At 68.7% G+C, this 17,161-nt stretch carries 17 protein-coding genes and 2 tRNA genes; 10 read left to right on the top strand and 9 right to left on the bottom strand.

Annotated elements, in window-relative coordinates; genetic code table 11:
* Window positions 1–11: 11 nt before the first annotated feature.
* Complete coding sequence (locus JOF40_RS05320) at window positions 12–671, bottom strand: response regulator (protein WP_129180765.1); 660 nt, start codon at window positions 669–671, stop codon at window positions 12–14.
* Entirely contained in the window at window positions 671–2,260 is a 1,590-nt protein-coding gene (locus JOF40_RS05315; protein ID WP_129180763.1) for a GAF domain-containing sensor histidine kinase, read from the bottom strand. The genes JOF40_RS05320 and JOF40_RS05315 overlap by 1 nt, the downstream gene beginning before the upstream one ends.
* Window positions 2,261–2,731: 471 nt before the next feature.
* Between JOF40_RS05315 and JOF40_RS05310 the strand changes: the two genes are divergently transcribed.
* The 4 genes from JOF40_RS05310 to JOF40_RS05290 all read left to right on the top strand — a co-directional run bounded on the left by JOF40_RS05310 (window position 2,732) and on the right by JOF40_RS05290 (window position 9,143).
* Window positions 2,732–4,369 (top strand): ABC transporter substrate-binding protein, encoded by a 1,638-nt coding sequence (locus tag JOF40_RS05310; RefSeq protein WP_129180761.1) that lies wholly within the window; start codon window positions 2,732–2,734, stop codon window positions 4,367–4,369.
* 71 nt (window positions 4,370–4,440) lie between these two features.
* Window positions 4,441–5,529, top strand: coding sequence for an ABC transporter permease (locus tag JOF40_RS05305; RefSeq protein ID WP_129180759.1), 1,089 nt, complete (start codon window positions 4,441–4,443; stop codon window positions 5,527–5,529).
* Window positions 5,529–8,240: an ABC transporter ATP-binding protein/permease gene (locus tag JOF40_RS19605; protein WP_129180757.1), complete on the top strand. Its 2,712-nt coding sequence runs from the start codon at window positions 5,529–5,531 to the stop codon at window positions 8,238–8,240. The genes JOF40_RS05305 and JOF40_RS19605 overlap by 1 nt, the downstream gene beginning before the upstream one ends.
* Before the next feature lie 33 nt (window positions 8,241–8,273).
* On the top strand, window positions 8,274–9,143 hold the full coding sequence (locus tag JOF40_RS05290) for an oxygenase MpaB family protein (protein WP_129180755.1): 870 nt from the start codon (window positions 8,274–8,276) through the stop codon (window positions 9,141–9,143).
* 13 nt (window positions 9,144–9,156) lie between these two features.
* Here the strand turns inward: JOF40_RS05290 and JOF40_RS05285 are convergent, their stop codons facing one another.
* Window positions 9,157–9,639, bottom strand: a complete 483-nt coding sequence (locus tag JOF40_RS05285; RefSeq protein ID WP_129180753.1) for a MarR family winged helix-turn-helix transcriptional regulator — start codon at window positions 9,637–9,639, stop codon at window positions 9,157–9,159.
* 115 nt (window positions 9,640–9,754) lie between these two features.
* On the opposite strand from JOF40_RS05285, the gene JOF40_RS05280 reads away from it, so the two are divergent.
* A complete protein-coding gene (locus JOF40_RS05280; protein ID WP_129180751.1) occupies window positions 9,755–10,417 on the top strand; it encodes an FMN-dependent NADH-azoreductase in 663 nt (220 codons plus the stop codon).
* Window positions 10,418–10,465: 48 nt separating this feature from the next.
* Here the strand turns inward: JOF40_RS05280 and JOF40_RS05275 are convergent, their stop codons facing one another.
* Window positions 10,466–11,038: a TetR/AcrR family transcriptional regulator gene (locus tag JOF40_RS05275; protein ID WP_129180749.1), complete on the bottom strand. Its 573-nt coding sequence runs from the start codon at window positions 11,036–11,038 to the stop codon at window positions 10,466–10,468.
* Between the two features lie 117 nt (window positions 11,039–11,155).
* On the opposite strand from JOF40_RS05275, the gene JOF40_RS05270 reads away from it, so the two are divergent.
* The 4 genes from JOF40_RS05270 (at window position 11,156) to JOF40_RS05255 (ending at window position 12,335) form a co-directional block, all read left to right on the top strand.
* Window positions 11,156–11,335: a hypothetical protein gene (locus JOF40_RS05270; protein ID WP_129180747.1), complete on the top strand. Its 180-nt coding sequence runs from the start codon at window positions 11,156–11,158 to the stop codon at window positions 11,333–11,335.
* Between the two features lie 78 nt (window positions 11,336–11,413).
* Complete coding sequence (locus JOF40_RS05265) at window positions 11,414–11,722, top strand: YtxH domain-containing protein (RefSeq protein WP_129180745.1); 309 nt, start codon at window positions 11,414–11,416, stop codon at window positions 11,720–11,722.
* Window positions 11,719–12,135 (top strand): phage holin family protein, encoded by a 417-nt coding sequence (locus tag JOF40_RS05260; RefSeq protein WP_209674389.1) that lies wholly within the window; start codon window positions 11,719–11,721, stop codon window positions 12,133–12,135. Before JOF40_RS05265 ends, JOF40_RS05260 begins: the two co-directional genes overlap by 4 nt.
* Window positions 12,135–12,335, top strand: a complete 201-nt coding sequence (locus tag JOF40_RS05255) for a DUF3618 domain-containing protein (RefSeq protein ID WP_129180743.1) — start codon at window positions 12,135–12,137, stop codon at window positions 12,333–12,335. Before JOF40_RS05260 ends, JOF40_RS05255 begins: the two co-directional genes overlap by 1 nt.
* 3 nt (window positions 12,336–12,338) lie before the next feature.
* Here the strand turns inward: JOF40_RS05255 and JOF40_RS05250 are convergent, their stop codons facing one another.
* The 3 genes from JOF40_RS05250 to JOF40_RS05240 form a co-directional block, all read right to left on the bottom strand.
* Window positions 12,339–12,965, bottom strand: coding sequence for an MBL fold metallo-hydrolase (locus tag JOF40_RS05250; RefSeq protein ID WP_129180741.1), 627 nt, complete (start codon window positions 12,963–12,965; stop codon window positions 12,339–12,341).
* Window positions 12,965–14,050, bottom strand: coding sequence for an S-(hydroxymethyl)mycothiol dehydrogenase (locus tag JOF40_RS05245; RefSeq protein ID WP_129180739.1), 1,086 nt, complete (start codon window positions 14,048–14,050; stop codon window positions 12,965–12,967). Before JOF40_RS05245 ends, JOF40_RS05250 begins: the two co-directional genes overlap by 1 nt.
* Before the next feature lie 94 nt (window positions 14,051–14,144).
* Window positions 14,145–16,322 (bottom strand): glutamine synthetase III family protein, encoded by a 2,178-nt coding sequence (locus tag JOF40_RS05240; protein WP_129180737.1) that lies wholly within the window; start codon window positions 16,320–16,322, stop codon window positions 14,145–14,147.
* A gap of 170 nt (window positions 16,323–16,492) precedes the next feature.
* Here JOF40_RS05240 and JOF40_RS05235 point away from each other — a divergent pair, with 170 nt between their 5' ends.
* The gene (locus JOF40_RS05235) at window positions 16,493–16,651 is read left to right on the top strand and encodes a hypothetical protein (protein WP_245343096.1); all 159 of its coding nucleotides are present in this window, start codon (window positions 16,493–16,495) and stop codon (window positions 16,649–16,651) included.
* 184 nt (window positions 16,652–16,835) lie between these two features.
* On the opposite strand, the gene JOF40_RS05230 is transcribed toward JOF40_RS05235, so the two are convergent.
* Together JOF40_RS05230 and JOF40_RS05225 are read right to left on the bottom strand one after the other, a co-directional pair.
* Window positions 16,836–16,911: transfer RNA gene (locus JOF40_RS05230), tRNA-Ala, on the bottom strand.
* Window positions 16,912–17,084: 173 nt separating this feature from the next.
* A tRNA-Ile gene (locus tag JOF40_RS05225) sits at window positions 17,085–17,159 on the bottom strand.
* Window positions 17,160–17,161: the final 2 nt, after the last annotated feature.

Raw genomic sequence — 17,161 nt, 5'->3', positions numbered from 1 at the left:
CGGTCGCTACGTCAGCGGGCGCGCGGGTTCTTGCCGTCATGCCGGGTGACGAGCACCGCAGCCTGGGTGCGACGCTCGAGGCCCAGCTTGGACAGCAGCTGGGTCACGTAGTTCTTGACGGTCTTCTCGGCCAGGAACATCTCGGCGGCGATCTGCCGGTTGGTCAGCCCCTCGCCGATCAGGTCGAGGATGCGGCGCTCCTGCTTGGTCAGGGAGTGCAGAGGGTCCTCGGCCGGCTCGCCCTCGCGGATGCGGCGCAGGACCCGCTGGGTCACGGCGGGGTCGAGCAGCGACTGCCCGGCGGCGACGCGGCGCACGGCGTCGACGAGGTCGGTGCCGCGCACCTGCTTGAGCACATAGCCGGCGGCACCGGCCATGATCGCCGCGAACAGGGCGTCGTCATCGTCGTACGACGTCAGGATGATGACCGCGATCGAGGGGTCGGTCGAGCGGATCTCGCGGCACACCTCGATGCCGGACCCGTCGGGCAGCCGTGCGTCGAGCACCGCGACGTCCGGCTTGATCGTCCGGATGCGCTCGACGGCGTCCTCGGCCAGACCGGACTCGCCGACGACCTCGATGTCGTCCTCGTGGTCGAGCAGATCCTTGAGCCCCCGCCGGACGACCTCGTGGTCGTCGAGCAGGAACAGCCTGATCGGTGCGGCGCTCATCAGATTCTCCTCGGTACGGTCCACAGGACGGTCGTGCCCACGCCAGCACCACCAGTGACGGCACAGGTGCCGCCGAGCAGCTCCGCACGCTCACGAATGTTGCGAAGACCGTTGCCGGACGTGCCCGAGCCCAGACCCTGGCCGTCGTCCTCGACCTCGAGGTGGACGTCCTTCACAACGCTCAACCGTACAGAGACCTCGGTGGCGTCCGCATGACGGACGATGTTGGACAACGTCTCGCGGAGCACTGCCACGAGCTGCTCGCGGGTCTCGCCGTCGATCACGCTGTCGACCGGCCCCACCAGGGTCAGACGGGGCATGAACCCCAGCAGCTTCGAGGCGCCGAGCACGACCTCGTCGAGCTGGGCGCGGATGTCGGTCGACTCCGTGTCCGAGCTGAGCGCGAAGATCGTGCGCCTGATGTCCTTGATCGTCTGGTCGATGTCGTCGATCGCCGACGACAGCCGGTCGACCGCCGCGGGTGCCTCGATGAGCTTGGTCGTGTTGTCGAGCATCAGGCCGATGCCGAAGAGTCGCTGGATGACGAGGTCGTGGAGGTCGCGGCCGATGCGGTCGCGGTCCTCGAACACGGCCAGCCGGGCCTGGTCCTCCTGCGCCTTGGCGACCTGCAGCACCAGCGCCGCCTGGTTGGCGAAGCCCTGCGGCACGACGGGGTCGAGCTCCCAGCGCTCGGTCTGGTGGCCCTTGAACCAACCGACGACCAGGACGCCCATCGTGTCGGTGCCACGCAGCGGCAGCACCATGACGGAGCCGAGATCGGGCCAGGCCGTCGTCTTGTCGCGCCGGTAGCGCGGATCGAGCTCGGTGCGAGGGACGACGATGGGCTGGTCCAGCCGGGCGGCCTCGCCCACGAGGCTGCGGCCCTGCCCGACCACCTCGTCGAGGACACCGGCAGCCGGCACCCCCGACACGGCGCGGACGACCAGCTCGTCGCCCTCGTGCGGCATCAGCAGGGCGACGAAGTCGGCCCCTGCCACGAGCCGGGCGCGGTCGGCCACGAGCTCGAGGGCCGAGCTGCGGGAGATGGGTGCCAGCAGCGACGTCGTGATCTCGCTGGCTGCCTCGAGCCACAACCGCTGCCGTTCGCCCTGCTCGTGCAGGCGCGCGTTCTCGATCACGACGCCTGCGGCCGAGGCGAGCGCGTGGGCGACCTCCTCGTCCTCGTGCGTGAAGCCGTGCCCCGTGCGCTTGCCGATCAGGTAGAGGTTGCCGAACACGCGCTCGTGGATCTTGATCGGCACGCCGATGAACGCGCTGGCCTCGTCTCCGGCCGACGCTCCCGACCGGACCCGCGCGTCAGGACGCTCCAGCAGCTTGACCAGCAGCTGGCGCCCGGGGTGCTCGTCGTCGACGACACCGGGGAGGTTGTAGGCCGCGAAGGAGCCGATGCGCCGGTCGGTCGCCCAGCCGAGGACGTCGATGAAGCCGCTCTCGGCGTCGACCAGGTTGCCGGCCTGCCGCAGGATGCGGTCGAGCAGGCCCTCGACGGCGAGGTCGGACGACATCGACGTGACGGCGTCGAGGATGGCGCGGACTCGCTCCGCCGCGACCTGGGCGCTCCTCGGCATGAACACACTCCCTGGGTACCAGTCCACGACCCCCGGGACCTGAGGTCTTGAGTTTACCGACCTTCGGCAGCGTTCATGAGGACATCGATCCCTGCCGCCGAAGACCTCCCCGGGTCAGGATGGACGTGCGAGCTCCGTCGAACATAGGCGCTCCCGCCACGACCCGCCAGCGGATCTCTCTCCGCCCGGGCCTCGGGTGCCAGGTGGCCTCTCCCGGCCGGCCCTGCTCCGGACGACTCGAATTCGCACCGGACCGTCCTCCCGCGCCTCCAGGTATCGGCCCCCATCGGCACTCGCGCTGCGGGGGCCCTCGACCTGCCCGGCTCCGGGCGACTGTCGCCGGTCGTCATCGAAACGCAATCTTCGAGACCCCCACCTGCCGTCCGCGCGCGTGTAGCGTGCGGGCAGGCCTGTCCCATCATGTGGACATTCCCAGCCGCGATCCGAGCGGCCCGATCTCATAGGAGACCCATGACCCACTTCCGTCGGGGGACCGCGCTCGTCGCGGTGTCCGCACTGGCCGGCGTCGCCCTCGCCGCCTGCGGTGCAGGAAACAACAGCGGTGACAGCAACAGCGGTGCCGGCATCATCGTCGGCACGACCGACAAGGTCGTGTCGATCGACCCGGCCGGCTCGTACGACAACGGCTCGCTCAACGTCCAGACGCAGGTGTACCAGTACCTCCTGAACTTCCCGGCCGGCACGACCGATCTCACGCCGGACGCCGCCTCGAAGTGCGAGTTCGCCACCGACGACCCCACGAAGTACGTCTGCACGATCAAGCCCGGCCTGACGTTCGCCAACGGCAACGAGCTCACCGCCTCCGACGTGGCGTTCTCGTTCAACCGCATCGTCACGATCAACGACCCCAGCGGGCCCGCCTCGCTGCTGGGCGCCATGAAGAGCGTCGAGGCCACGGACGACTCGACCGTGACGTTCACGCTCAACGCCCCGAACGACCAGACCTTCCCGCAGGTGCTCGTCACCTCCGCCGGTCCGATCGTCGACGAGGAGACGTATCCGGCCGACAAGGTGCTGGACGACGACGCCGCGGTCAAGGCGAACGGCTTCTCGGGCCCGTACACGATCGCGAAGTACAGCAAGAACCAGCTGGCCGAGTTCAAGGCCAACCCCGCCTACGACGGCACCTACGGCAAGGCCAAGACCAAGACGGTCACGATGAAGTACTACGCCAAGCCCGAGAACCTCAAGCTCGACATCAAGAACAAGGACATCGACGTCGCGTACCGCTCGCTGACGCCGACCGACATCGCCGACCTCGAGAAGACCGACGGCATCAACGTCGTCACGGGTGCCGGCGGCGAGCTGCGCTACATCACCTTCAACCTCGAGACGATGCCCGGCGACTCGCCCGAGCAGAAGCTCGCGATCCGCAAGGCCATGGCGTCGTCGGTCGACCGTGCCGACATCGCCAAGCAGGTCTACAAGGACACCTTCACGCCGGCCTACTCGATGGTGCCGGACGGACAGGCCGGCGCGACCGAGGCGTTCAAGGACACCTACGGCGACGCACCCGACGCAGACGCGGCCAAGAAGTTCCTCGACGACGCCGGCGTCACGGCACCCGTCACGATCAAGCTGCAGTACAACCCCGATCACTACGGCTCGAGCTCGGGCGAGGAGTACGCGGCGATCAAGCGTCAGCTCGAGGCGTCCGGCCTGTTCAAGGTCGACCTGCAGTCGACGGAGTGGGTGACCTACTCCGAGGAGTACAACGCCGACGCCTACCCGGTGTTCCAGCTCGGCTGGTTCCCCGACTTCCCGGACGCCGACAACTACCTGTCACCGTTCCTGAGCCCGTACGACAAGGAGAAGAGCGGCAACTTCACCAACTCGCACTACAACGACCTCGACACCGAGTTCGCCGACGACGAGATGACCAAGCTGCTCGACAGCGAGCGCACCGACGGCGACAAGGCGTCCCGCGAGGCCACGCTCGGCAAGATCCAGGAGCGCCTGGCCGACCAGGTGCCGTACCTGCCGCTGCTGACCGGCTCGCAGGTCGCGATCGGCGTCGATGGGATCGACGGTCTCGACAAGACGCTCGACGCATCGTTCAAGTTCCGGTTCACCTCGCTGTCGAAGTGACCACCTGAGGAGGGGCGGGCCCATCGGGTCCGTCCCTCCTCGGCATGAGACCACCACCAGGAAGAGACCACATGTCGACCGCCGAAGTCCTGGCACCGCTCGAACCGGCCGGTGCGCCTACGCCCACCCGTCGTCGCGGGCCACTGAGCCCCCTGGCCCGCTACCTCCTGGTGCGACTGGCCCTGCTCGTGCCCATGATCTGGGTGCTCGTCACGATGGTGTTCGTGCTGATGCGGGTCATCGGCGACCCCATCCAGGCCGCGCTCGGCGGACGCCTCAACGCCGAGCAGATCGCCGAGCGCAAGGCCGACGCCGGCCTCGACCGGCCCATCCTCACGCAGTACTGGGAGTACATCTCGGGCCTGTTCCGCGGTGACTTCGGCACGACGCTGACCGACAACCGCAAGGTCTCCGACATCCTGGTCGTCAACGGCGCCGCAACTCTCGAGCTCGCTTTCTGGTCGCTGCTCGTGGCCTTCGCGGTCGGCGTGCCGCTCGGACGCCTCGCCGCACGCTACCGCGACCGCGTGCCGGACGTGCTGCTGCGGCTGTTCTCGATCCTCGTCTACGCGGCACCCGTGTTCTTCGTGGGGCTGCTGCTCAAGCTGGCGTTCACGCCGTTCGGCTGGCCCTCGTCGGGGCGCGCCAGCATCGCGACCGAGCTGACGCTGCAGGACGTCCACCCCAAGACCAACATCATGATCGTCGACGCCATCTTGTGGGGAGACCCGGCGCTGATCGGCGACGTGCTGAAGCACGCGATGCTCCCCGCGATCGCCCTCGGCCTGCTGACCGGCGGCGTGTTCCTGCGCCTCGTGCGCGTCAACCTGCTGCAGACCCTGCGGATGGACTACGTCACGGCGGCCCGCGCCCGCGGCATCTCCGAGCGACGGGTCATGAACAAGCACGCCTTCCGCAACGCGCTGGTGCCCGTCGTCACCGTCATGGGCATGCAGGTCGCACTGCTGCTGGGCGGCGCGATCCTCACCGAGACGACGTTCGAGTGGAAGGGGCTGGGCTACCAGCTGTCGGAGTACCTGATCCGTCGCGACTTCCTGGCGGTGCAGGGCATCGTCACCGTCATCGCCCTGATCGTGGGAGCGATGAGCTTCCTGATCGACGTCATCGTCGCATTCGTCGACCCCCGAGTGAGGTTCTGATGTCTCGCCGTTCCCTGAGCCTGTCGAAGGTCGTCCCCAGCGTGGTCAGGCAGTCGCACGGCCTGCAGCGGTTCATGCTGCTGCTGGGCTTCGGGCTGGTCTTCCTGTTCGTGTTCGTGGCGATCTTCGCGCCGTGGCTCGCGCCCTACGACTTCAACGCCGACCGCGCCGGTGGCGTCGTCTTCGGCACGCAGCAGGGCCCGTCGGCCGATCACTGGTTCGGCACGACGGTCGGCGGCACCGACGTGCTGTCGCGCGTCATCTACGGGGCACGCACCGCCGTCGAGGTCATCGTCCTGGCCGTCGTCCTGTCGGGCGTCGTCGGCGTCCCCCTCGGGCTGGTGTCGGGATACCTCGGCGGCTGGCTCGACCGGGTTCTCGTGCTGGTCATGGACGCCCTCTACGCCTTCCCGTCGCTGCTGCTCGCGATCGTCGTCTCGATCGTCCTGTCGGGCGGCAACAGCAGCGCCCTCGGCGGCATCCTCGCCGCGGCGATCTCGATCACCGTCGTGTTCGTGCCGCAGTACTACCGGGTCATCCGCAACGCGACGCTGTCGGTCAAGGCCGAGCCCTACGTCGACGCGGCCAAGGTCGTGGGCGTGCGCACCCCGCGCATCCTGCGCAAGCACATCTTCTCCAACGTGTCGTCGTCGCTGCCGGTCATCGGGACGCTCAACGCGTCCGAGGCGATCCTGACGCTCGCAGGCCTCGGCTTCCTCGGGTTCGGCATCGAGCCCTCGGCGGCGGCCGAGTGGGGCTACGACCTCAACAAGGCCCTGCCGGACGCCTCCTCGGGCATCTGGTGGACGGGGGTCTTCCCGGGTCTGGCGATCGTGCTGATCGTCCTCGGCGCGACCCTCGTGGGCGAGAGCCTCAACGACATCCTCAACCCGCTGCTGCGCACCCGCGGTGCCGACACCAGCGAGGCCGACCAGGCCGAGATCGAGCAGGAGTTCGCCGAGCTCACGGCCGACGAAGACCGGTCCCTGGCGAGGCCGCCCGCGGCCGAGAGTGAGCGAAGCGAAGGGACCCCCACTGACGCCAAGCGGGTCGCGGCGCTGTCGTTGACCGATCTCGCCGTCTCGTTCCGCACCGACGGCGGCCAGGTGCGGGCGGTCAAGGGCATCAGCTTCGACGTCGCGCCCGGCGAGGTCGTCGCTGTCGTCGGCGAGTCGGGATCCGGCAAGTCGGTCAGCTCGCGCGCCGTGCTCGGACTGCTGCCGTCGACCGCCGAGGTCAGCGGATCCGCCCGCCTCGGCGACCGCGACCTGCTGGGTCTGTCCAACCGTGCCCTGCAGCCGGTCCGCGGCGACCGGGTGTCGATGGTCTTCCAGGAGCCGGCCACGGCGCTCAACCCCGTCTACACCGTCGGCTGGCAGATCATCGAGGGCCTGCAGGCCCATCAGAAGATCTCCAAGAAGGCCGCCCGCGCGCGGGCGGTCGAGCTGCTCGAGATGGTCGGCATGCCCGATCCGGCCGAGCGGGTCAACTACTACCCCCACCAGCTCTCGGGCGGGCAGAAGCAGCGTGTGGTCATCGCGATGGCGATCGCCTGCGATCCCGACGTCATCATCGCCGACGAGCCGACCACGGCGCTCGACGTGACGGTGCAGGCGGCGATTCTCGAGCTGCTGCTGTCGCTGCGTGACCGCCTCGGCACGGCGATCGTGCTCATCACCCACAACATGGGCGTCGTCGCCGACATGGCAGACCGCGTCGTGGTGATGTACCGCGGTTCGATCGTCGAGCAGGCACCAGCGCGTCAGCTGTTCGCGAGCCCGGGCCACCCGTACACCCGCGCGCTGCTCGATGCCGTACCGCACCTCGGGCGCGAGGGCGGACCCGGACTCGTCGGCGACGACCGCGAGATCGTGCTGAAGGTCGACGACCTCGTCGTCGAGTTCGCCGGACGCTTCGGGCAGCCCGCCTTCCGCGCCGTCGACCACGTCTCCCTCGAGGTGCGCAAGGGCGAGGTGCTGGGTCTGGTGGGCGAGTCGGGCTCGGGCAAGTCGACGATCGGACGCGCGACGGTCGGGCTGCAGCAGCCGACGTCGGGCACGATCCACGTGTCGGGCAACCAGGTGTCGGGTCTGAGCGACCGCCAGCTGCGTCCGCTCCGGTCGCGTTTCGGGTTCGTGTTCCAGGACCCCGCGTCGTCGCTCAACCCGCGGATGTCGCTCAACCCGCGGATGTCGATCGGTCAGTGCGTGGCCGAGCCCCTTCACGTGCAGACCGACATGACCCAGTCGCAGATCGAAACGAAGGTCGCCGAGCTGCTCGACAACGTCGAGCTGGGCGGGTCCTACGCCGAGCGGTTCCCGCACGAGCTCTCGGGCGGGCAGCGCCAGCGCGTCAGCCTGGCCCGGGCGCTCGCGCTCGATCCGGATCTGCTGATCGCCGACGAGCCCACCTCGGCCCTCGACGTGTCGGTGCAGGCCCGGGTGCTCGACCTGTTCACCGAGCTGCAGCAACGGCTGCAGTTCGCGTGCCTGTTCATCAGCCACGACCTGGCCGTCGTCGACACGCTCGCCAACCGCGTCGCCGTCATGCAGCACGGTCGACTCGTCGAGATCGGTGCCCGCGACCAGGTGCTGGGCAACCCGGGCGAGGACTACACCCGACGCCTCATCGCCGCCGTGCCCGTGCCCGATCCGGACGAGCAGGCTCGGCGACGGGCCGAACGCGGAGCCCTGCTGACCGACATCACCTGAGCGAAGACCGCCGCGCGGGCGCAGACTGAGAAGATGAACCCGTTCAACATCGTCCGTGACCGCGCTGGCGCGGCGATCTTCGCCCGCGTTGCAGGCGACGAGGGGCCCGCGCGGCGCGATCGCATCCACCTCGCGGAGGGGCCCCGTCGCTTCGGGCCCGACTCGGCGATCCAGCGGGTCCATTCCGACGCGTCGATGTTCGTCGGCGGCATGCGTGCTCTGCTGCTGCAGTCGCTGCACCCGTTGGCGATGGCCGCGGTCGATGAGCACTCGGGGTATCGCGGAGACCCGTGGGGACGCCTCCAGCGCACCAGCACCTTCTTGGCCGAAACCACCTTCGGCACGATCGAGGACGCCGATCGCGCGGTCCGCATCGTGCGCGCGGTGCACGGTCGCATCCATGGCGTGGCACCCGACGGACGTCCGTACGAGGCGTCCAACCCGCATCTGCTGCGCTGGGTGCACGTCGCGGAGATCGACAGCTTCTTGCGCGCGCACGACCGCTACGGGGCCCGTCGGCTCGACGCTGCCGGTCGCGACGCGTACGTGTCCGAGACGGCGCACGTGGCCCGCGCGCTCGGGGCCGTCGACGTCCCGGAGACCGTGGCCGAGCTCGCCGAGGTCATGGCGCTCTACCGCCCCGAGCTGCGCGGCACCCCTGCCGCCCGCCGGACGGCCCGATTCATCCTCGTGCACCCGCCGGTGCCGATCGCGCTGCGCGGTCCGTACGGGCTGCTGTCGGCGGCCGCGGTGTCGATGATGCCCCGCTGGACCCGCATCCCGCTGCGCCTGCCGTGGTTGCCGCTCACCGAGGCCACGGCGGTGCGCACCAGCGGGATCGCGGTCACGGGGGCCATCCGGTGGGCCATGGGTGCCGGCGTTCCCGCGTCAGCGGGCCACTAGCCCCTCAAGTCCCTCAGCACTCGGGTACAGGCGCGCCGCACCCGGAGTGGTCGTCGGGGGCTCCGTCGGTGACCCGAGCCAGCAGCGACCTGAAGGTCTCGACCTCGTCGTCGGAGAGCCCGGCCAGCACGGCGCGCTCGACGTCGCGGATGCTCGCGGTAGAGGTCTCCAGCAGCGAGCGTCCCCGGGGAGTGACCACGACCTGACGAGCCCTGCGGTCCGCCGGGTCGGGACGTCGCTCGACCAGCCCTGCCCCCTCGAGGTCGTCGACCAGGTACGTCATGACCGTACGGTCGAGACCCAGCCGCATGGCGATCATGGCCTGGTTGCTGCAGGCTCCCTCGTCGGCGATCGACAGCACCTGGAAGCCCCGCGGTCCGCCCGGAACGTCCTCGATCGCGGCACCCGCGCCCTTGAGGTAACGACGGAGCACCGCACTGAGGGCGCGTCCGAGATCGACCTGACCCGCTGCCGCGGGTGGGGTCGACTCGTCCATGAGCCGAGTCTATCCCCGAGGGTCGAGATCCAGATCATCATGGATCGAGATGATCGGCGTGTAATATGATCGGCCATACAGACTATGTCGCTCTCGCGACGACGAAGGAGCAACCATGAGCACGATCTTCCGGCTGGACTCCAGCATCCGCACCGAGGGCTCGGTCAGCCGCGCCGTCGCCGACACGCTCGAGGCCGCGATCCTCGAGGCCGAGGGCGGCGACACGACCGTGACCCGCCGCGACGTCGGCACGCAGCCGCTGCCAGGCGACGTCTGGGCGACGTCCGCGTTCGCGGGATTCGTGCCCGAGACCGAGTGGACGCCCGAGCAGCGTGCCGCCAAGGCCTTCGCGGCCGAGCTCGCCGACGAGGTCGTGGCGGCCGACGTGCTCATCATCGCCACGCCGCTCTACAACTTCGGCGTGTCGGCACACCTCAAGCTCTGGATCGACACCCTGATCTCCGATCCGCGGTTCGCTCCCGGCACCGAGACCGTCAAGGGCAAGCCCGCCTTCCTGGTCGTGGCACGCGGCGGGGGCTACGGCGAGGGCACGCCGCGCGCCGGGTGGGACCACGCGACGGCCTACCTCCGCCGCATCCTCGAGGACGTCTGGCAGCTCGACCTCGACGTCATCGAGACCGAATTGACGCTCGCGGAGGTGAACCCGCAGATGGCCGAGCTGCGCGACCTGGCGCGCGAGCAACTGGCCGAGTCGCACGACGCGGCACGTGCCGGCGGTCGATCCGTGACGCTCAAGCTGCGGGCAGCTGCTGCCTGATCAGTGCGGGTGGCCCGGCAGCCCCGGTCATGTGCACGGCGGCCGGGGCTACCGTCCCGCCAGCGAGAAGATCAGCAGCTGCAGGCTTCGCTCCACGAACTCGCGACGCCGGTCGGGTGCCTCCCGCAGGGCCCGGGTCAGGACACCGTCCATCGCCGCGAGCAGCGTCTCTGCCCGCTCCTCGGGCTCCGGGTGCTCGCCGCGGATCATCACATCGGTGACGATGGCTCGCAGCTGACGGTCCCACGCCGTCGAGATCTCGGCCAGCTCCGGCTGGCGTCGCCCTTCGAGACCGAGCTCGAGTCGCGTGACGAGCAGCTCGGGATGCTCCAACCACCCGATGAACAGGTTCAAGGTCTCCCGCACCGCGCGCTCGTCGTCGCCGGGATGCTGGTTGATGACGTCGGCCAGTGCTCGCACGTCGTCGGCCATCCGGCCCGAGACGTACTCGGTCATCGCGGTCAGCAGCGCCAAGCGAGTGCGCAGGTACGCCGAGCAGCTGCCTTCTGGCAGACCGGCGGCACGATCGACGGCCCGGTGCGTCAAACCACGCAGGCCGACGCTGCCGACCACCTCGACACCCGCATCGAGCAGCTGCTGCATCCGGGGGCTGCCTGCCATGAACACCGTCCTCCACTGTGTGTCAGAACACTAACGTTCCGGGTTGTCGGGCCGTTCTCTACAGGTGTAGACTTCTACATGTGTAGAAGAATCTACATCACCTACTAGGAGGACATCATGACCTTCGACATCCCCACCCCCACCGCCCTGCTCGTCGTCCTGGCCGTCGCCGCCATCCTGAGCGCAGCCGTCCTGCTGAGCGTGTTCGCGAACTTCCTGCTCGAGAACCGCAAGGTGCGCGTCGCGCGTCACCAGCCCGTCACCGCGTACTACGGAAACCTGATCCTCGGCCGCTGACCCCGCCAGCACGATGTGCGTCATCTCTGGGTGACGGGGTACCCCCTGGGTCCAGCACCCACAGAGGAGTGGTTCACCGTGAAGAAGCTGACGCTGCTCGTGGCCGCGGGAGCCGGGTACGTCCTCGGATCCCGCGCCGGCCGCGAGCGATACGAGCAGATCAAGAGCCAGGCGAACAAGACCTGGAACAGCCCGTCGGTGCAGGATGCCGTCGACGAGGTGCAGACTCACGCCAAGCAGGCGGGTGCCGACCTCAGCCACAAGGCGGGCTCGAAGGTGGCTGACACCGCCTCGAGCGTCAAGGACAAGGTCGCCGAGAAGGTGTCGTCGCACGACACCAGCCACGAGCAGCCCTCGACGATCGCGCCGGGGCAGGGGACGGCGTGAGCGACGACCGCACCCCCGTCGGCGAGGCGTCCACGGGCCAGCTCATGACGCAGGCGATGGAGGACATCTCGACGCTGATCCGCGACGAGCTGGCCATGGCCAAGCAGGACCTCGCCACGACGGGCAAGAGGGTCGGCCTCGGTGCGGGACTGTTCGGACTCGCCGGCACCCTCGCGCTGTACGGCCTCGGCGCTCTCATCGCGGCGGCGATCCTCGGCATCGCCGAGGGACTCGAGCCGTGGATCGCCGCGGCGATCGTGGCCGTCGTGCTCTTCGCGGCTGCGGGAGTCGCCGCGCTCGTCGGCAAGGGCAGCATCAGCACGGCCGGTGACCCGCCTGCCGCGCGCGTCGAGAGCGTCAAGGCCGACATCGACACCGCCAAGCACGGCACCGACCACGATGGGACGTCCTGATGAGCTCTGACCTCGAGCAGGAGATCAAGGAGACCCGCGAGCACCTCGGCAAGACCGTCGATGCGCTCGCGGCCAAGCTCGACGTCAAGTCGCGAGCCCAGGAGAAGGTCGCCGAGACCGACAAGCGTCCGATCCTCGCGATCGTCGTGCTCGCCGTGGGCGTGCTCGCGGCTGCGCGGGTGTGGCCGCGCAGCCGCTGAAGCTCACGAACCGCGCTTGATCCAGTCGTCGAGGTGGGGCTTCTCGGCGCCGATGCTGGTGTCGTCGCCGTGGCCGGTGTGGACGACCGTCTCGTCGGGCAGCGTGAGCAGGCGTTCGCGGATCGACTCGATGATCGTGTCGAAGTCCGAGTACGACCGGCCCGTCGCTCCCGGTCCGCCGTTGAAGAGCGTGTCGCCGGAGAACACGACACCCAGGTCGGGTGCGTAGAGGCACGTGCTGCCCGGGGAGTGACCCGGTGTCGGGATCGCCCGCAACGTGGTGCCGGCGACCTCGAACGTGGCCCCCGAGTGCAGCTCCTGGTCCGGCGGGGAGTCGTGCTCGGCATCCCACAACATGCGGTCCTCGGGCGGGAACCACACGTCCGCGCCGGTGGCCCTGCCGAGCTCGACCGCGGCGTTGATGTGGTCGTTGTGCCCGTGGGTCAGCACGATCGCCACCACGCTGCGTCCGTCGATCGCATCCAGGATCGCCGGCGCGTCGTGGGGTGCGTCGATCACGATCACTTCGGCGTCGTCACCGACCAGCCACACGTTGTTGTCGACATCCCAGGACCCACCGTCCAGGGCGAACTGCCCCGACGTGACGACCTTCTGCACCCGTGCGGCCATCAGAGCGTCACGACCGAGCGCAGGACGTCGCCGTGGTGCATCTTGGCGAACGCGGCCTCGACGTCGTCGATGCCGATCGTCTCGGTCACGAACGCATCCAGATCGAGCCGTCCCTGCTGGTACAGGTCGACCAGCATCGGGAAATCCCTGGACGGCAGGCAGTCGCCGTACCAGGACGACTTCAGCGACCCGCCGCGTCCGAACACGTCGATCAGCGGCAGCTCGAGCTGCATGTCGGGCGTCGGGACACCGACCAGCACGACCGTGCCGGCCAGGTCACGTCCGTAGAACGCCTGCTTCCACGTCTCGGGACGACCCACCGCATCGATCACCACATCCGCGCCATGGCCGCCGGTCAACGCCTGAATCGCTTCGACGACGTCGCCTGCCCCCGCGTTGATGGTGTGGGTGGCACCCATGCCCTTGGCCCACTCGAGCTTGCGATCGTCCAGATCGATCGCGATGATCTTCGCCGCATTCGCCAAACGCGCACCGGCGATCGCCGCCGACCCGACCCCGCCGCAGCCGATCACCGCGACCGAGTCACCCCGCTGCACGTTGCCGGTGTTGATCGCCGCACCCAGACCCGCCATCACACCGCAACCCAACAGACCCACCGCAGCCGGCGACGCGGCCGGATCGACCTTGGTGCACTGACCCGCAGCGACCAGCGTCTTGTCGGCGAACGCACCGATACCCAACGCCGGCGACAGCTCGGTGCCGTCCTCCAACGTCATCTTCTGCTTCGCGTTGTGCGTGTCGAAGCAGTACCACGGACGCCCCCGCAGACACGCCCGACAGCTCCCGCACACCGCCCGCCAGTTCAGCACCACGAAGTCACCCGGAGCCACATCCGTGACACCCTCACCGACCGACTCCACCACACCCGCAGCCTCGTGACCCAGCAGGAACGGGAACTCGTCGTTGATGCCACCCTCGCGATAGTGCAGATCGGTGTGGCACACCCCGCACGCACTGATGTCGACCACAGCCTCACCCGGACCCGGGTCGGGGATCACGATGTTCGTCGTGACGACAGGCTCACCCTTCGACAGGGCGACAACTCCTCGAACGATCTGCGGCATGGGGTCTCCTCGTGTGTCAGCAGTCACCACGACGGTAGTCGGCGCGGGTGGCGCTCGCTCGTCCGCCCCGAAGAGACCCCGAGGCCTGCCGGCGTCACAGGATGTAGAGCATCTCCTGGTACGTCGGCAGCGGCCAGAGGTCGTCCGCGACGGTCGACTCGAGCCGGTCGGCGGCGGCACGGACCGTCGCCATCGCGGGCAGCAGCGCCGACTGCGCGTGCGTCGCCTCGGCCAGCGCGTCCTCGGCGGAGTGCGAGGCCTCGATCGCGATGCGCAGCGCGCCGATGCCCGCACGCAGGTCAGCGATGATCGCCGTGACCTCCTCGAGCAGGTCCATGTCGGCGTCGATGCCGGCGGTCTTCAGCGCGGTGACGTTGGTCGCGAGCTCGGTCTGGTAGCGGACGCCCGCGGGGAGCACCGACGTCTGACCGATCTCGAGCGTCGACAGCGCCTCGACCATGATGCTCTGCGTGTAGTGCTCGAGGCCGATCTCGTAGCGCGAGTGCGCCTCGCTCTCGGTGAAGATGCCGTAGCGCTCGAACAGCTGCACCGACGCATCCGTGATCAGCTCGGGCAGCGCGTCGAGCGTCGTGCGCAGGTTGGGCAGACCGCGCTCGGCGGCCTCGACCTGCCACTCGTCGGAGTAGCCGTTGCCGTTGAACACGACCGAGCCGTGATCGGTGATGAGCTCGGTCAGCAGCGCCTGCACGGCCTCGTTGAACTCGGTGCCGAGCTCGATCGCGGTCTCGAGCTTCGTGGCGATGTGGTCCAGCGCCTCGGCCATGATCGCGTTGATCGTCGTCATCGGGCCGGCGACCGACTGCAACGACCCGGGCGCGCGGAACTCGAAGCGGTTGCCGGTGAACGCGAACGGGCTGGTGCGGTTGCGGTCGCCCGGATCGGTCGGCAGGACGGGCAGCGTGTCGACGCCGATCTGCAGCGTGCCGCGACCCTTCGACGAGGTCGCAGGCCCCTTGGCGAGCTGCTCGAACACGCCGGCCAGCTGGTCGCCCAGGAAGATCGAGATGATCGCCGGCGGTGCCTCGTTGGCACCGAGACGGTGGTCGTTGCTGGCCGATGCGACCGATGCGCGCAGCAGTCCGCCGTACTGGTGGACGGCGCGGATCACGGCCGCGCAGAACACCAGGAACTGCGCGTTGTCGTGCGGGGTGTCGCCCGGCAGGAGCAGGTTGCCCTCGGTCGCGTTGCCGAGCGAGAAGTTGACGTGCTTGCCCGATCCGTTGACGCCCTCGAACGGCTTCTCGTGGAACAGGCACTCCATGCCGTGCTTGCGGGCGACGGTCTTGAACGTCGTCATGAGCAGCTGCTGGTGGTCGGCGCCCACGTTGGCGGCCTCGAACATCGGCGCGATCTCGAACTGCCCGGGTGCCACCTCGTTGTGGCGGGTCTTGGCGGGGATGCCGAGCTTGAACAGCTCGCGCTCGGTGTCGGCCATGAAGCCCAGCACCCGCTCGGGGATCGCGCCGAAGTAGTGGTCGTCGAACTCCTGGCCCTTGGGCGGCTTGGCCCCGAACAGGGTGCGCCCCGAGTTGAGCAGATCGGGACGGGCGACGAAGAAGTGCCGGTCGATCAGGAAGTACTCCTGCTCGGGACCGCAGTACGAGACGACCGCCGACGGGGTGTGACCGAACAGCGTCAGCACCCGCTCGGCGTGCACGGCCATGGCCTGCTGGGCGCGCAGCAGCGGCGTCTTGTGGTCGAGCGCCTCGCCGGTCATCGAGATGAACACCGTCGGGATGCACAGCGTGTTGCCGTTGGGGTTCTCCAGGATGTAGGCGGGGCTCGTGACGTCCCAGCCGGTGTAGCCGCGCGCCTCGAAGGTGTTGCGCAGGCCGCCGTTCGGGAAGCTGGACGCATCGGGCTCGCCCTGCACCAGGGTCTTGCCGGCGAACTCGGCCAGTGCGGTGCCGTCGCCGACCGGGTCGAAGAAGCCGTCGTGCTTCTCTGCCGTGAAGCCCGTCAGCGGGTAGAACACGTGCGCGTAGTGGGTGGCACCCTTCTCGATCGCCCAGTCCTTCATGGCGGACGCGACGGAGTCGGCGACCATGGGGTCGAGCATCTCGGAGTTCTCGATCGTGGCGATGACCGACTTGTAGACCGACTTGGGCAGGCGCTTCTGCATCACGGTCTTGCTGAAGACGTTCATGCCGAAGATGTCGCCGGGCGTCTCGCCGGGGCTGAAGCTGGGTGCCGGCGGCACGTACGCCTCGACGTCGGTGATGGCCTGCAGGCGTACGGGGTTGGCGCTCATGTGATCGTTCCTTCTCGGGGGCGAGGGACAGCCGTCCTCCAGCTGTCACGGTCAGGATGGTCGACGCGCGTTACGGATCCGTGTCGGTCGCGATTCGAGCGCGGAACCATGGGCTGAGGAGGTGAGCACCCCGCGTCCGCGACCTGCACCCCCTCGGCGCGGAAGCCCGCGTGTCGCTGGGGCTCGTCGTCATCCCCACCGACTCCGCGTCGTCCGACGAGGTGGCCTTCGCCCTGCCGTTCACGTTCGGCCACGACGACTACGTGCAGATCCTGACCGACATCGCCGAGGTGCTCGGCCCCCTGCTCGGCTGGCGCCCCGCGTCCTGAGGACTGTGAATCACAACCGTGTCATTCATCCACAGGTGTGTGCACAGCTGTGCGTAAACCTCGCTGACCTGCGGAACCACATCGATGTAACTATCCACAGGTGTGTGCACACTTGGGGACGAGGCCGGGTGCCGTGGGGACAACGACAAGACCCCCGCCCAGTGTTGGGCAGGGGTCTTGATGTTGGTGGAGCCACGGGGACTCGAACCCCGAACCCCCTGCTTGCAAAGCAGGTGCGCTACCAATTGCGCCATGGCCCCAGTGTCATACAGGTGGTGCTGCTGGTGCTGCGGTGATGCCGATCAGAGGCGGTCGGTGGCCGCGGCCCAGGTGTCGACCGGCGTGTCACTCGACCTCTTGCCGAGGGCCCAGAAGACGCCGGCGGCCGCGAGACCGAGGGCGATGAACTTCTTCATCTGACCTCCTCGTTGAGTGGGCGTACGAGGACTTGAACCTCGGACCTCTTCCTTATCAGGGAAGCGCTCTAACCAAGCTGAGCTATACGCCCGC

The sequence above is a fragment of the Aeromicrobium fastidiosum genome (assembly GCF_017876595.1).
Taxonomy (GTDB): domain Bacteria; phylum Actinomycetota; class Actinomycetes; order Propionibacteriales; family Nocardioidaceae; genus Aeromicrobium; species Aeromicrobium fastidiosum.
This window is presented reverse-complemented; position numbering and strand designations above follow the sequence as displayed.